Source organism: Longibaculum muris (genome assembly GCF_004343035.1).
Classification (GTDB): Bacteria; Bacillota_I; Bacilli_A; order Erysipelotrichales; family Coprobacillaceae; genus Longibaculum; species Longibaculum muris.
The window spans coordinates 1-14,460 of the sequence record NZ_SMCQ01000030.1 but is presented as its reverse complement, the minus strand read 5'-3'; the positions used below and the strand labels follow the sequence as shown (position 1 = coordinate 14,460).

Annotated in this window: 15 protein-coding genes and 1 riboswitch; of the genes, 12 read left to right on the top strand and 3 right to left on the bottom strand. The window is 31.5% G+C overall.

All coding sequences use genetic code 11. The features are described from left to right. Positions 1–97 precede the first annotated feature (97 nt). Positions 98–853 carry an HAD-IIB family hydrolase gene (locus EDD60_RS14345; protein ID WP_066450189.1) on the bottom strand — a complete coding sequence of 252 codons (756 nt, stop codon included), beginning with the start codon at positions 851–853 and terminating at the stop codon, positions 98–100. 132 nt (positions 854–985) lie between these two features. On the opposite strand from EDD60_RS14345, the gene EDD60_RS14340 reads away from it, so the two are divergent. Beyond that, a complete protein-coding gene (locus tag EDD60_RS14340) occupies positions 986–1,669 on the top strand; it encodes a GNAT family N-acetyltransferase (RefSeq protein ID WP_066450188.1) in 684 nt (227 codons plus the stop codon). Positions 1,670–1,718: 49 nt separating this feature from the next. Here EDD60_RS14340 and EDD60_RS14335 read toward each other — a convergent pair whose 3' ends face one another. Together EDD60_RS14335 and EDD60_RS14330 are read right to left on the bottom strand one after the other, a co-directional pair. Further along, positions 1,719–2,408 (bottom strand): radical SAM protein, encoded by a 690-nt coding sequence (locus EDD60_RS14335; protein WP_066450182.1) that lies wholly within the window; start codon positions 2,406–2,408, stop codon positions 1,719–1,721. After that, positions 2,354–2,953, bottom strand: a complete 600-nt coding sequence (locus tag EDD60_RS14330; RefSeq protein ID WP_066450181.1) for an ECF transporter S component — start codon at positions 2,951–2,953, stop codon at positions 2,354–2,356. Before EDD60_RS14330 ends, EDD60_RS14335 begins: the two co-directional genes overlap by 55 nt. 71 nt (positions 2,954–3,024) lie before the next feature. Continuing rightward, positions 3,025–3,071: riboswitch (PreQ1 riboswitch) on the bottom strand. 111 nt (positions 3,072–3,182) lie between these two features. Between EDD60_RS14330 and EDD60_RS14325 the strand changes: the two genes are divergently transcribed. From EDD60_RS14325 to EDD60_RS14275, 11 genes are all read left to right on the top strand, one after another. Continuing rightward, positions 3,183–3,956, top strand: a complete 774-nt coding sequence (locus EDD60_RS14325) for a formate/nitrite transporter family protein (protein ID WP_066450179.1) — start codon at positions 3,183–3,185, stop codon at positions 3,954–3,956. A 270-nt stretch (positions 3,957–4,226) separates the two neighbouring features. Further along, complete coding sequence (locus tag EDD60_RS14320; protein WP_066450177.1) at positions 4,227–4,538, top strand: hypothetical protein; 312 nt, start codon at positions 4,227–4,229, stop codon at positions 4,536–4,538. Positions 4,539–4,553: 15 nt separating this feature from the next. After that, positions 4,554–5,591: a V-type ATPase subunit gene (locus EDD60_RS14315; RefSeq protein ID WP_066450175.1), complete on the top strand. Its 1,038-nt coding sequence runs from the start codon at positions 4,554–4,556 to the stop codon at positions 5,589–5,591. An 11-nt stretch (positions 5,592–5,602) separates the two neighbouring features. Then, positions 5,603–7,132 (top strand): V-type ATP synthase subunit I, encoded by a 1,530-nt coding sequence (locus EDD60_RS14310; protein WP_132226518.1) that lies wholly within the window; start codon positions 5,603–5,605, stop codon positions 7,130–7,132. Positions 7,133–7,147: 15 nt separating this feature from the next. Then, on the top strand, positions 7,148–9,073 hold the full coding sequence (locus tag EDD60_RS14305; protein WP_132226517.1) for a V-type ATP synthase subunit I: 1,926 nt from the start codon (positions 7,148–7,150) through the stop codon (positions 9,071–9,073). Between the two features lie 27 nt (positions 9,074–9,100). Next, complete coding sequence (locus tag EDD60_RS14300) at positions 9,101–9,526, top strand: ATP synthase subunit C (RefSeq protein WP_066450171.1); 426 nt, start codon at positions 9,101–9,103, stop codon at positions 9,524–9,526. 24 nt (positions 9,527–9,550) lie between these two features. Continuing rightward, positions 9,551–9,859 (top strand): V-type ATP synthase subunit F, encoded by a 309-nt coding sequence (locus EDD60_RS14295; protein WP_066450168.1) that lies wholly within the window; start codon positions 9,551–9,553, stop codon positions 9,857–9,859. Between the two features lie 12 nt (positions 9,860–9,871). Then, complete coding sequence (locus EDD60_RS14290) at positions 9,872–10,468, top strand: V-type ATP synthase subunit E (RefSeq protein WP_066450165.1); 597 nt, start codon at positions 9,872–9,874, stop codon at positions 10,466–10,468. Positions 10,469–10,486: 18 nt separating this feature from the next. After that, positions 10,487–12,238, top strand: coding sequence for a V-type ATP synthase subunit A (locus EDD60_RS14285; protein ID WP_132226516.1), 1,752 nt, complete (start codon positions 10,487–10,489; stop codon positions 12,236–12,238). 14 nt (positions 12,239–12,252) lie between these two features. Further along, positions 12,253–13,701 (top strand): V-type ATP synthase subunit B, encoded by a 1,449-nt coding sequence (locus EDD60_RS14280; RefSeq protein ID WP_066450162.1) that lies wholly within the window; start codon positions 12,253–12,255, stop codon positions 13,699–13,701. Then, entirely contained in the window at positions 13,694–14,338 is a 645-nt protein-coding gene (locus EDD60_RS14275; RefSeq protein ID WP_066450159.1) for a V-type ATP synthase subunit D, read from the top strand. The genes EDD60_RS14280 and EDD60_RS14275 overlap by 8 nt, the downstream gene beginning before the upstream one ends. Positions 14,339–14,460: the final 122 nt, after the last annotated feature.

The window sequence follows — 14,460 nt, the reverse complement described above, 5'->3', positions numbered from 1 at the left end:
CATTGATAATAGCATTTTTGTATACATTTGTCAAATTTATAATCATATATTTTTGAAATAATCAAATAATTATATTCATATTTTGGAAAATGCAAAATTATTTTATGTTTTTTATATCATAAATACATTCTGCAACACTTGTCACAACTTTTTTTGCATGTTTTTTTACTTCCTTAGGAGCATAAGTAAAAGTATAACCATTTTCAATCGCATCAAGCATTGGTAAATCATTCCATGAATCACCAATTCCATAGATATCTTTTGGTGATAAATCAAAATAATCTTGGATAATTTGCATACCATGTCCTTTAGAACATCCCTTAGCTACTAAATCAATATGTTGATTATTTTGATAAGCTTCAATCACGTCACCAAACTGAGCTAATATCTTTTGGGTTGTTAATGTAGCTTGATCAATTTGATCTAATTCATAATGAAATGAGAAAGCACTCACCATATCGGTTTGTAGTTCATTCAATGAATCAAGTTCTACACCATGATAATCATTCTTTTTCACTTGATATATTTTATACATTGTATCGTTATACACTATTGACATATCAATATGTTCTACAAAATCATAGATTTCTTGAACGAGTGAAAGTGGAATTTGTCTTTCAAAGATAACTTCCTTATCCTTATTTAATATAAGGGCGCCACTTAGTAAAATATAAAAGTCATGATTAAGGTGATAAGGTAAACTTGGATTAACAATCCCATGTAAGCATCTACCACTACATACACCAAAAAGATTTCCCTGTTTTTGAAATGCTAAGATAGCTTTGACATCTTCTTCTTTCATATGATCATTAAACCATAATGTGTTATCAAAATCACTTGCTAATAGTTTCATATGCTCACCTCGATTTTCATTATATATGAATTTGTTATAAACCCCAAGTTTTTTTCTTAAAAGGAAAGAAAACTTGTAATATTTCATATCTTTTCTAAAAATATTGTATAATAGAAAAAAGTAGGTGAAAAAATGTTGAATCAAGTGAATGATATAGATATGTTAGAACCCTTACGTTTAAATCATGTAGAAATAATTTATGAGGGTAAGGAAGGGATGATTTTAGTCGAGAGACGTAGTCAAACTTTAATGATTTCTATGAATGACATAGAAAAATTTGTAAAAATATATGAAAAAGAAAATTTAGTGAAATATGATCTTATTGATGTTAAACAAAAAGAGATAGCTGATTTATTAGTTGCTGAGTATGGCAAGACTTTGCAATTTGGATGTTATCAAGCAGTTTATTTAAAGAAAGAAAAACCGGTGATTGAATTACCATCCTCTGTTTGCATTCGATTATTAACTGAAGATTATGCTCAAGAAGTCAATCAAGCATATCATCAGATGGATGATTTGGATTATATTATGGATAAAATTAATCATCAAGAATTATGGGGATTGTTTGAAAATAATGATTTGGCTGGTTTTATTGGAATGCATGATGAAGGGAGTATGGGAATCTTAGAGGTTGTACCTAAATATCGTCAAAGAGGATATGGAACATTGTTAGAGAGCTATTTAATTAATGATTGTTTGGAAAAAGGAAAGATTCCTTATTGTCAGGTTATTGAGGGAAATATCGCTTCTTTGAATTTACAAAGTAAATTAGGATTAGAGATTTCGGAGGATTTATCTTATTGGTTATTTGAATAGAAGGAAAAATAAAAGCACACTTAAGAAATAATTCTTAAATGTGCATATTTTAATCACCAACACCAAAATCAGTAGGATCACATAAGAAATCATAACGAGGATCTACTTGTAAATAACTATATTTGTTCATAAACCAATGAATTAATTCATCATCACGTTTAATTGGTGTAGAATTATTACGATAAATACTTATCGTTCCATGATTGAAGTGATTGGTTAAGATAGACATATCTCGATCAATCATTTCTTTTGTTTGTCCTTTGATACCAACCATCAGGCAAGGAGAATCAAAATATTGTTTTAATTCTTCAATTGATTGGAAGGTAGCATTTTTATTTAGAACTTTATTTCTAAAATCATCATCAAAAGTTTCAACACCAGTTTTAACAATGACTTGAATACCAAAGAAATCTTTCATTTGTTGAACTCGGTGACGATAAATCCAATGACTTTCAAAAAATAAAGTATGAATATGTTTATTAATAATAATTTGTTTGATTTTTTCTAATGTCTCTTGAGGTAATTCAAAGATACTGGCAGAATCAATGACTTCTAAAACACCATATTCTCCTGTTACATGATTTAAAACTTCATCATTTATTTGAATCATTTCTTCAAGACAGGTTGAGTTATCTTCAATATAATCACAGAATGTACATTTAGACCAAGCACAAGGTTTAGCTTTTAAGAGTACAATTTCTCTTTTGATTTTGTCGGTAATACGATTGTATCTTTCCATGGAATCCCCCATTTCTCATATAGATGACCTCTTTCAATAATCATCTTTGTTAACATGACAGCTAATAACTTATCTGTGTAATCAGTAAAAATCTGAACAATAAATATACTGAATACTAAATTAAGACCAAGATGATTTAAAACAACAACGATAGCACTACTTGAACCAGAAGTGATACCTCTAAACAACATCGCAGTAATTATCGCACTAGCAATTGATGTAGGAACACCTACTAAGATAGAACCGATGAATGTTTTCCATCCTTTTAGCCAAGGACCATGATAAAGTATTCCAGCAAAAAATCCTGTTAATAATTGAACAGGGGCATAATAGAAAGAATACATATCAAATGTCATTCCACTTGTTAGACTTCCTAATACACCTGTTAACATGGCATATTTAGGACCTAATAATCCTGCTACAAGTATTGTTCCAATGGAATCCATATAGAATGGAATGGAAAAACTCATAGCAATAAATGCTCCTAGAACATTTAAAACAATTCCCATTGCAATAACAATTTGCACTTTCATTTTTTTATTCAATTTTCGTTTCCTCCTTCTAAAGTACAGTTAGAAGCCAGACATAAAAAAGATGGCAGAGCCATCTTATCGTTATGTCCTTAGTTTTTTATACTGGGTTTGGCTCTCGAACCAGTGTCATGATTTCTTGTATAGAATAACATACAAATTCACAAAAGACAAATAAAATTTGGAAATAATTGAAATATAGAGCATCTTTCGCTATAATAACTGTGGTTTAAAGGGGGACATTATGATAAGTGACGTTGATATGCTTTGTAAGCTAGGGAAGATTAAGTATCAGTTAATGAAAACTGATCCATTACGTTTTTTTGTAAGAGCATTTATGGCAGGTGCTTATTTAGGATTGGCAGCGATTTTATCTTATACATTAGGAGCACTTTTAAGTGATCATAGTGTGGTTGGAAAAATTGCGGTAGCTGGAACTTTTGGAATTGGTTTGGTTGCGATTATTTATTTAGGAGCAGAATTGTTTACAGGAAATTGTTTTGTGACTATTATGCCAGTGTTAAAAAAAGAATTAAAGGTGAGAGATATTTTACCAATGTGGATAACTTGTTATATTGGTAATATGGTAGGAATTGCTTTTATTTGTTTTCTATTTATTAAAGGTGGGTCTCAAGAGGCGATTATGACACCTTATTTAAAAGGAATTATGGAAGCAAAACTTCATTTTAATGCTGTGGAATTGCTGATTAGAGGAATCTTATGTAATTTCATTGTGTGTGTCGCAGCTTATTCTGGTGTGAAAGTGAAGGATGATACAGCTAAATTAATTATTGTTATGATTTTGGTTATGACATTTGTTTTACCAGGATTTGAACACTGTGTTGCGAATGGTGGAATTTTTGCAATGGGGATGACTCAATTAGGGAATACGGTTGATTGGAGCTTAATGCCTTTACATATGCTTCTTTCAACAATTGGAAATATCATAGGTGGAAGTGTTTTATTGGCGGTTCCAGTTTATATGATGTTTAAAGCGCCAAAAGAAAAGAACATGTGATACAGATTCACATGTTTTCTTTTAGACAAATTTTATAGTTTGTCTAATTTTAGGATAGAAATGATGATTTGTATATTGGCAAAAAAGACATTTTATTTTATCGTTGCAATGTTCTTTAAAAATGATATTTAAAGCATAAAATAAGCGTTTTTTATAAGGTGAATTAAGGATAAATTTTAATCTCATTAACAAAATGCTATTTTGCTTGAAATGTCAAAAGAATAGGAGTAAACTATTTGAGAATAAAGGATAAAGTGAGGAGGGATTATTTTGGACAAGATTATTCAGGATATTGTTGCAGTAGATTTAGAGTGCTCCCAAAAGGTTGAAGAAGCACGCAAGAAAAAGCAAGATGTTCAATCTAGTATGAGTGCTAAGAAAAAAGAAATCTATGACTCTTTTGTAAAAGAATATCAAGTTAAAGTTGATGCTCATAAAAAAGAGTTAGAAGCACAGATTCAAGAAACAAAAGCCAAAAATGAACAAGAGTACAAAGAATCACTGAACCAACTCTCAAGTCTTTACGAGAAGAATAAAGATGAATGGGTTTCTACCATTGTTAGTCGTTGTAAAGAAATTTAGAGGAGAGGTGAGCGTATGAGTTCTTTTTCATCAAATGCGATTCTAGCTAAAGCAAGAGCTATGTATTCACGTAGGTTAACAGAGCAGAATTACGAAGAACTATTAAAAAGAAGAAGTATTAATGATTTGGTCGCTTATCTCAAGAGTGATACTGCCTATAGTGAAATTCTTTCTGATATAAAAGAAGTGAATATTCACCGTGGACAATTAGAAGCTTTATTAAATAAGGAAATCTTCTTAAGATTAGATCGATTAATGAGATTTGCTTCAAAAAAAGAATTGGAATTCTATCGATTAGGTGTAACAGAATTAGAAATACAATTAATTTTAACAAAAGCAAGATTAATTGATTCAGATTATTACACTGGATATGAAATAGAAATCCCCGACTATTTAAATAAATATGCAAGTTTTGATTTGTATGGTTTATTAGCAATTAATGATTATGATAGTTTGTTAATCGTTTTAAGAGGAACAAAGTATTATAATGCATTACTTAAATTTAAACCAGAAGATGATAAACCACTTGATTCTAATATGTTAGAATTAGAATTAAAACATATTTATTACGCAGAGTATGTTGATACAGTCAATAAATTGTTTAAAGGAAAAAAACGTAAAGATTTATTAACAATGATCAATACCTCTATAGAGTTACAAAATATTACAAAGATATATCGTTTAAAGAAATATTTTAATGCGTCACCAGATCAAATCAGAGAAACCCTTTTTACTGAATACAGTCGTATTCCTAAAAGTGTTATGGATGAATTGATTGAAACCAAAGATGCAAGCGAATTGTTAAAGAAACTTGCTGAATCTCCTTATAAGTTATATGTAGATGATCATGAATTTGTCTATATAGAATATTATACAGAGAAAATTAGATATCATTTAGCTAAACGCTTTATGCGTTTTTCAACTGATAGTGCTTTGGTATATATGACGTATAAAATTGTATATCAAGTAGAAATTGATAATCTTAAACATATTATCGAAGGTTTAAGATATGGAGAGGCACCGAGTCAAATCGAATCGATGTTAATCTATTAGGGGGTAATTTTATGGCTATAGAAGAAATGGTATTGTTAAATATGACTTTTGATCGTCAAGATTTAGATCAGGTTTTATTTAAACTTAAAGATTCAAAGTACTTTTATCCTCAATCTGCTTCAAAGATTGTCAATAACGTCAAAGGTGTACATGCTTTACAAGAAGACAATGTTTATACAAAGATGTTAGATCGTTTGATTCAGATTGCATCTGATATAAAGTTAGATTTAAATCGAGATTTGTCTCCTGACTATTCTTTAAATTATGATAAGAATGATGCTTATCTTAAAGAAATGGAAGAAGAAATTAAAAAGATTAAAGATGTTCAAGATCAATTGATTCAAGAAAAAGAAGAAAATGAAAAAACATTAGAAATGTTAAATCGTTTGACTTTATCAGAAGTTAATTTAGATCAATTAGCTGAGAGTCAATATATGAAAGCAAGATTTGGACGCTTTAAAAGACAAAATCTTGATAAGATTAAGTATTATGAAGGTCGACCATTTATATTCAATAAATTAGGTGAAGATCACAATTATGTTTGGTGTTGTTATATTGTAACGAATAACTTATTGTTAGAAGTTGATAACATCTTCCAAGCGTTAGGGTTTGAAGAAATTGAAATTCCTTCATTTGTGCATGGTAAGTTAGATGATGCAAAGAAGGAATTAGATGATGAGATTCGTGCAATGCAAGAATATATCTTGCGTATGGATCAAAAAATGACAATTTTAAGAGAAACTAACAAAGTTGATTTATTAAAACTTTATTCAACCGCTTCTTTCTTACAAAGAATTGAAGCATATAAAGTCTTTGTTGTAGATTATCAGAGTAAATGTGCAATTTATGGTTTCCTTCCAACGCGTATTGTTGATGAATTTAAAGCAAGATTCTCATCAATATCAAGTATGGAATATCAACAATTACCAGCTGATATCTTAGATCATCAGCAAGTTGTTGCACCAACTGTTGTGCATAATGCAAAAATTGTCAAACCATTTGAAGCTGTTAGTAAAGTGAAACAAGCAGATGTTATTGATACAACAATTGCATTTGCATTCCTATACTATGCTGTCTTTGGTATCTTTTTGGGGGATTTAGGAGTTGGAGCTGTGTTAGCATTGCTTGGACTTCTTATGAGAAAGAAAAAAATGGGTCCATTATTTCTTTCTCTTGGTATAGCAACCTTGCTAGGAGGACTTATTTATGGAGATGTATTCTATACAATCAGTCTATATCCTGCAATAGCATTGCCACTATCAACAATTTATAAAATTATTGATGGTCTTGTTCTTTTGATTGCTGGAACTTATACGATTAATGCATTTAAGAAGATGTATTTACAAAATTCTACAGTTGAAAGAGTTCTCTCAATGAAGGGAATTTGTGGTTTGATTGTTGTTTATGCAGTATTAGTTTATTTGGGATGTGCATTTGAGGCACATATGAACTTGCCAATCATGCCATTTGCTATTGTAATCGTTGCTTGCCTAGTATTGATTTTCGTTAAATCAATTATGAAAAAAAGATCAACACGTTAAGGAAGGGAGAAACTTATGGCAATAGCAAAATTGAAGCTTCTGGAAATTGAATTTCCAGCATCTCAATATGATGCTGTGTTAATGAAACTTATCAATCTTGATGATTTTCATCCAGAACCGGCTTCAAAATTTGCTGATTCTGTACAAGGATTATCAGTTTTAAATCGTGAAAATCCGTATGCTGATTTAATTGCTCGTATGGAAGAAGCAAGAGATAAATATCATTTAAATTTAAAATGTCAAAATGTTGACAGTACAAGAATTAACATTATTCAAGCAGATACATTCTTTTGTAATGTATTAGAACAAGCAGCAAAGATTGAAAAGGTTAAAGAAGACTTGAGTACGATGATTGAAGAAAATGAATCAACAATTTCTCAATTATCACATATGATTGATGCTGATATTGATTTTGATAGCTTGTTTAATTGTAAGTATTTACAAGTTCGTTTTGGGAGAATTCCAACCGTTAATTTGGATAAATTAAAATATTATGGAGAACAACAATTCTTATTTAAGATTCTTCATAAAGGAACAAAAGATACTTATTGTGGTTATATTACAACCCAAAGTAAAGCTCCTGAAATTGACAATATCTTCTCATCTTTATACTTTGAAAGAATCCATATTCCTGAATTCGTTCATGGAACACCACAAGATGCTTTAAATGCATTAAAAGAAGAAGATGATACAGCAAGAGATTATTTGAAAGTTCTTGATGGAAGAATTGAAAAATTGTTTGCTGAAAATTTAGAAGAAATGAATCATATTTATTCAGTTTCTACGAAATTGAATGAAACATATGATGCTCAAAAATATGTTGTTGTCTTTGGACAAAATGCCGCTGTTTATGGATTTGCTGAAGATAAAGTAGCAAAAGCCATCAAAGCTGATTTTGAAACATTAGATGATGTACATGTAGAAATCAAACCAGCAATGGGAGATTCACGTTTAACACCACCTACAAAATTAAAGAACAACTGGTTCTCAAGACCATTTAGAATGTTCGTTGAAATGTATGGTGTTCCATCTTATACTGATTTTGACCCAACAAATTTAGTTGCAATCAGTTATACCTTCTTATTTGGTATGATGTTTGGTGACATTGGTCAAGGTGTTGTTTTATCATTAGTTGGATATTTATTCTATAAATGGAAAGGTATGCAACTTGGGGCAGTTGGAATGCGTTTAGGTATTTCAAGTACGATCTTTGGATTTGTCTTTGGTTCTATCTTTGGTAGTGAAGCGTTGTTTGAACATTTCATGGAACCAATGTTCCTTCCAATGAAACCTGAAAATACAATGCCATTATTGATGTCGGCTATTGCAACAGGGGTTGTCTTAATTATTATTTCTATTGTATTTAATATTATATTAAATATTAAAAAGAAACATTGGGGAGATTTATTGTTCTCTCAAAATGGTGTTGCAGGACTTGTTTTCTATGTATCAGTCTTATTATTAGTTGCAAATATGTTGGTTGATTTCCCTATTCCATTAGGTGGACCAGTTTATATTGCATTACTTATTGCAATGCCAGTCGTGATGATTTTCTTAAAAGAACCATTAACTTATAAACTTGAAGGGGAAAAGATGTTCCCTCATGGATTCGGAGCTTTCTTTACTGAATCATTCTTCGAATTATTTGAAGTTATGTTAACATTTATTGCCAATACAATGTCATTTTTACGTGTTGGTGGATTCGTTTTATCACATGCCGGAATGATGATGGTTGTTTATACACTAGCTGAAATGGTTGCTGGTGGAGCTGGAATTATTAACTTTGGTTATATTTTAGTTGCTGTTCTTGGTAATATCTTCGTTATGTGTTTGGAAGGTATGATTGTTGGTATTCAAGTTTTACGTCTTGAGTTCTATGAAATGTTCTCACGTTATTATGAAGGTAAAGGAAAACCTTTTACTTCTATTAAAGAAAGATAAAAAAATATATATTTGGAGGATTATATTATGAATTTATTAATGTTTATTTTACCTGCTATTGCTGTTGTTTTATTATCATTACCATTAGTGAAAATGTTTACTACTAAAGTAAGCAAAGAAAGTGCAAAATGGCGTTTATTAACTCATGTTGGTGGATTCTTTGGTGCTGTTGCTTTAACATTATGTTTATCTATGGGTTCTGCATTTGCCGCTGGTGATGCTTCAATTGCTGGAACATTAGCTCAAGGTTTAGGATTCATCGCAGCTGCTTTATCAACTGGATGTTCTGCATTAGGTGCTGGTATTGCCGTAGCTGCTGCTGCTCCTGCTGCTATTGGAGCTTTCTCTGAAAATGACAATAACTTCGGTAAAGCCTTAATCTTCGTTGCCTTAGGTGAAGGGGTTGCTATTTACGGGTTATTAATTTCTATCTTAATTATCAACGCTTTATAATTTGTAAAAGAAAGGTCTGATTATATGAAGTTCTTCTTAATCAGCGATAATATTGATACATTGATGGGACTAAGACTTGTAGGCATTGAAGGTGTCGTCGTGCATACAAGAAGGGATTTTCTTGAAGTATTGCAATCAAAGATGAAAGATTCATCTATTGCGATTATCTTAGTCACTACAAAATTAGTCGATATGTGTCCAGATATTATATCTGAAATTAAATTAAAACAACAAAAACCATTAATTACTGAGATACCTGATCGTCATGGAAACTCTAAAATTGGAGAGACGATTGATGGTTATGTATCTGAAGCAATTGGTGTGAAACTATAGGAGAGAAAGATTATGCAAAATATTGATCAAGTATTTCTCTATATGAAAGATGAAATTGAAAGACAAGCAAAGAATGAAGAAAAAGCTATTCTTGATGAAGTGAAGGCCCTTGAAGATGAAGCTTATGAGTCTATGAGAGCTGAAGCAAAAAGAGATGCTGATTTAAAACTTAAACAAGAAGAAGAAGAAATGAGTTCAAATGCTTCTGCTGAAATTTCTGAAAGTCATATTGAAAGAACAAAGAAATTAATTGAAAAAAGAGATGAATATGTTAAAGCTATTTTTGAAAAGGCACATGAAGAATTAGTGGCTTTTACAAAGAGTGCTGATTATGCATCTTTTATGGAATCAAAGATTAAAAAAGTAGCTGATGATTTTAAGGATAGTCATTCAATTATGTATGTATCTGCTAAAGATTTAGCCATGAAAGCTGATTTAGTGAAAGCTTTTGGTCAAGATATTGATGTTGAAGCTAGTGATGATATTACAATAGGTGGATTTATTATTGAAAATAAGGAATCTTCTTTAGTAGTTGATGAAACATTAGATTTTGCTTTAAATAATCAAAAAGAATGGTTTAATAAAAACTCTGGATTAATTATTAGATAAAAACAAGGGGGTAAAAGTGTGAATGAAAATGTAATTTATTCAATCAATGGGCCCGTTGTTACAGTAAAAGATACTGATGCCTTTTCAATGCTAGAAATGGTTTATGTTGGTCATGCAAGATTAATTGGTGAAGTTATTTCCATTAAGAAAGAAGCCACAACAATTCAAGTTTATGAAACGACAACAGGATTAAAACCAGGAGAACCTGTTTTTGGTACAGGTCAACCTATTTCTGTAACTCTTGGTCCTGGTATTCTAAGAAATATTTTTGATGGGATTGAAAGACCCCTAGAAGAAATAGCTAAACAATCTGGATCATTTATTCCTACGGGTAGTCATGTAGACCCACTTGATAAGGAAAAATTATGGGATGTCACAATGGTTGCTAAAGTTGGTGATCAAGTGAAAGGTGGAGATATTTATGCCACTATCCCTGAAACTGATTTAATTACTCATAAGTGTATGGTTTCACCATATACAAAAGGAAAAGTTATTGAAGCTGCACCAAATGGTCAATATAAAATTGATGATGTGGTTATGAAAATTGAAACTGAAGATGGGAAAATTGTTGAATGTACATTAACACAAAAATGGCCAATTAAACAAGCTAGACCTGTTACAAAACGTTTACCAATTTCTATGCCACTGATTACTGGTCAACGTGTTATTGATACATTGTTCCCAATTGCTAAAGGGGGAACAGCTGCTATCCCTGGTGGATTCGGTACTGGAAAAACAATGACTCAACACCAACTTGCAAAATGGTGTGATGCTGATATTATTGTTTATGTTGGTTGTGGAGAACGTGGTAACGAAATGACTCAAGTTCTTGAAGAATTTAGAGAATTAATTGACCCTAAGTCAAATAAACCTTTAACTGATAGAACTGTCTTAATTGCTAACACTTCTAACATGCCAGTTGCGGCTCGTGAAGCTTCTATTTATACAGGTGTTACACTTGCTGAGTATTATCGTGATATGGGTTACCATGTTGCGATTATGGCTGACTCAACTTCACGTTGGGCAGAAGCATTGCGTGAAATCTCTGGACGTTTGGAAGAAATGCCAGCTGAAGAAGGTTTCCCTGCTTATTTACCATCACGTTTATCTCAATTCTATGAACGTGCTGGATATATGAATAACTTAAATGGAACAAAAGGTTCTGTTACAATTATCGGAGCAGTTTCTCCTCAAGGATCTGACTTCTCTGAACCAGTAACTCAAAATACAAAACGTTTCGTTCGTACATTCTGGGCTTTGGATAAAGCTTTAGCTTATGCACGTCACTATTTTGCAATTAACTGGAATCAAAGTTATAGTGAATATATTCCTGATCTTGAAAGATGGTTTAATAAAAATGTTGATCCTAAATTCTTAAGAGATCGTCAAGAATTAGCAAGTATTCTTGCAGAAGAAACAAAATTAATGGAAATCGTTAAATTAATGGGATCTGACGTTTTACCTGATGATCAAAAATTAATTATTGAAGTTGCAAAATTAGTCCGTGTTGGATATTTACAACAAAATGCTTTCCATCCAGATGATACTTATGTACCACTTGAAAAACAATTAAAGATGATGGAAGTTATCTTATACTTGTATAAACGTGGTAAAGAAGTTGTGAATGCTGGAAAACCAATTCGTTTAATTTTGGAAACAGGTATTTTTGATAGAGTTATCAAAATGAAATATGATGTTCCTAACAATAATTTAGCTTTATTTGATGATTATTATAAAGAAATCGATGAAGCTGTTGCATCTATAGACTAAAGGAGGAATAAGTTATGAGTCTTCAATATGTAGGGTTGAATGAAATTAACGGTTCATTAGTCGTATTAGATCATGTTAAGGATGCTTCATATGACGAAATGGTCGAATTACAATGTAAAGATGGTTCAACTCGTTTAGGACGTATTGTTCAAATTGAAGGAGAAAGAGTTGTTGTTCAGGTTTTTGAAGGAACAAACTCTTTATCTCTTGCCAATACAAAAACTAGATTATTAGGTCACCCAATGGAATTACCAGTATCTAAAGAAATCTTGGGACGTGTGTTCTCAGGTGCTGGAAAACCAATTGATGGATTAGGTGAAATTTATGCTGAGAAATCAATGGATATTAATGGTCAACCATTAAATCCAGTTGCTCGTGTATATCCAAGAAACTATATCAATACTGGGATTTCATCTATTGACTGTTTAACAACATTGATTCGTGGACAAAAATTACCAATCTTCTCTGGATCTGGTTTACCACATAATCAATTAGCTGTACAAATCGTTAAACAAGCAAAAGTTGCTGATGACGATGGAACAGGATTCGCTGTTGTCTTTGCGGCAATGGGGGTTACAAATGACGTTGCTGAATATTTCAGACGTTCATTTGAAGAAGCTGGTGTTATGCAAAGGGTTGTTATGTTCTTGAACTTATCAAATGACCCAATCATCGAACGTACTTTAACACCTAGATGTGCATTAACAGCTGCTGAATATTTAGCATATGAACATGATATGCATGTTTTGGTTGTTTATACTGATGTCACTTCTTATTGTGAAGCTTTACGTGAATTCTCATCAAGTAAAGGTGAAATTCCTGGACGTAAAGGTTATCCAGGATACTTATATTCTGACTTAGCTTCATTATATGAAAGAGCTGGTATTGCGAAATCTGCAAAAGGATCAGTAACACAAATTCCAATTTTAACAATGCCTAACAATGACATTACTCACCCAGTTCCTGACTTAACTGGATATATTACTGAAGGACAAATTACACTTGATTCTGAGTTGAATGCAATGGGTATTTATCCACCAGTTAGTGTTCTTCCATCACTATCACGTTTGATGAAAGATGGTATTGGTGAAGGTTATACAAGAGCTGACCATTCAGCTGTATCTAACCAATTGTTCGCAGCTTATGCGCATGTACAAGATGTTAAATCATTGACTTCAGTTATTGGTGAAGATGAATTATCAGCAGTTGATAAAACTTATATGGAATTTGGACGTTTATTTGAAAGATATTTCCTTAACCAAGGGTTTAATACAAATAGATCTATTGAAGAAACACTTGATTTAGGATGGACATTATTATCAGTTCTTCCTAAGGGTGAATTAGACCGTATTGATAACGCTGTATTAGAACAATTCTATGATCATGAAAAGGCTGTAGCTCAATTTGGTCTCCAAGAAGATTCAATGATTAAAGAGCTACAAGACGCAGTTAATAATGGCTAATCAAGTTTTTCCTACTAAAGGGAATTTAATTGCAACCAAAAAGTCACTAGAACTTGCCTATCTAGGATATGACTTAATGGATAAGAAAAGAAATGTTCTAATCAAGGAAATGATGAGTTTATTAGACGATGTCAAGATGATTAGAGATGACATCACTGATTCTTATCAAAAAGCATATTATGCATTACAAGAAGCAAATATGTCTTTAGGGATTATCAGTGATATTGTAGAAGCTGTTCCTATTGATGAAGGAATTAGTGTCACTTATCGAAGTGTTATGGGAGTGGAAATTCCTAAAGTCACTTACGAAAAAACACCCCTTCGTTTAGGTTATGGTTTTGAAAGAGCAAATTCCAAGGTTGACTATGCTTATCGATGCTTCTACCATGTTAAAGAATTAACTGTTAAACTTGCAGAAATAGAAAATGCTGTGTATCGTTTAGCTAATGCAATTCGTAAAACACAAAAGAGAGCAAATGCCCTTAAAAATATTTCTATTCCTGAATTTGAAAGAACTGTTAAGTTTATTAGTGAAGCATTAGATGAAAAAGATAGAGAAGAATTCTCACGTCAAAAAGTCATCAAAACTCAAAAAGATAAACAAGAAAGATTAAAAAGAGAGCAGGGTCTATCATGATCTTGCTTTTTTTGTATGAAAACATTGAATTAACTTTAAGCAATTGATAAAAGTTTGCTTTGTGCTATAATATGGGTGAATGAAAAGTTTTTTAACTTTTTTTAAGAAAAAAGAAGAAAAAT

Coding starts and splice junctions, on each gene's coding strand:
- EDD60_RS14310 (WP_132226518.1), top strand. CDS start 5,603: ATGGCTATAGAAGAAATGGTATTGTTAAATATGACTTTTGATCGTCAA.
- EDD60_RS14340 (WP_066450188.1), top strand. CDS start 986: ATGTTGAATCAAGTGAATGATATAGATATGTTAGAACCCTTACGTTTA.
- EDD60_RS14300 (WP_066450171.1), top strand. CDS start 9,101: ATGAATTTATTAATGTTTATTTTACCTGCTATTGCTGTTGTTTTATTA.
- EDD60_RS14280 (WP_066450162.1), top strand. CDS start 12,253: ATGAGTCTTCAATATGTAGGGTTGAATGAAATTAACGGTTCATTAGTC.
- EDD60_RS14325 (WP_066450179.1), top strand. CDS start 3,183: ATGATAAGTGACGTTGATATGCTTTGTAAGCTAGGGAAGATTAAGTAT.
- EDD60_RS14305 (WP_132226517.1), top strand. CDS start 7,148: ATGGCAATAGCAAAATTGAAGCTTCTGGAAATTGAATTTCCAGCATCT.
- EDD60_RS14335 (WP_066450182.1), bottom strand. CDS start 2,408: ATGGAAAGATACAATCGTATTACCGACAAAATCAAAAGAGAAATTGTA.
- EDD60_RS14290 (WP_066450165.1), top strand. CDS start 9,872: ATGCAAAATATTGATCAAGTATTTCTCTATATGAAAGATGAAATTGAA.
- EDD60_RS14295 (WP_066450168.1), top strand. CDS start 9,551: ATGAAGTTCTTCTTAATCAGCGATAATATTGATACATTGATGGGACTA.
- EDD60_RS14315 (WP_066450175.1), top strand. CDS start 4,554: ATGAGTTCTTTTTCATCAAATGCGATTCTAGCTAAAGCAAGAGCTATG.
- EDD60_RS14275 (WP_066450159.1), top strand. CDS start 13,694: ATGGCTAATCAAGTTTTTCCTACTAAAGGGAATTTAATTGCAACCAAA.
- EDD60_RS14345 (WP_066450189.1), bottom strand. CDS start 853: ATGAAACTATTAGCAAGTGATTTTGATAACACATTATGGTTTAATGAT.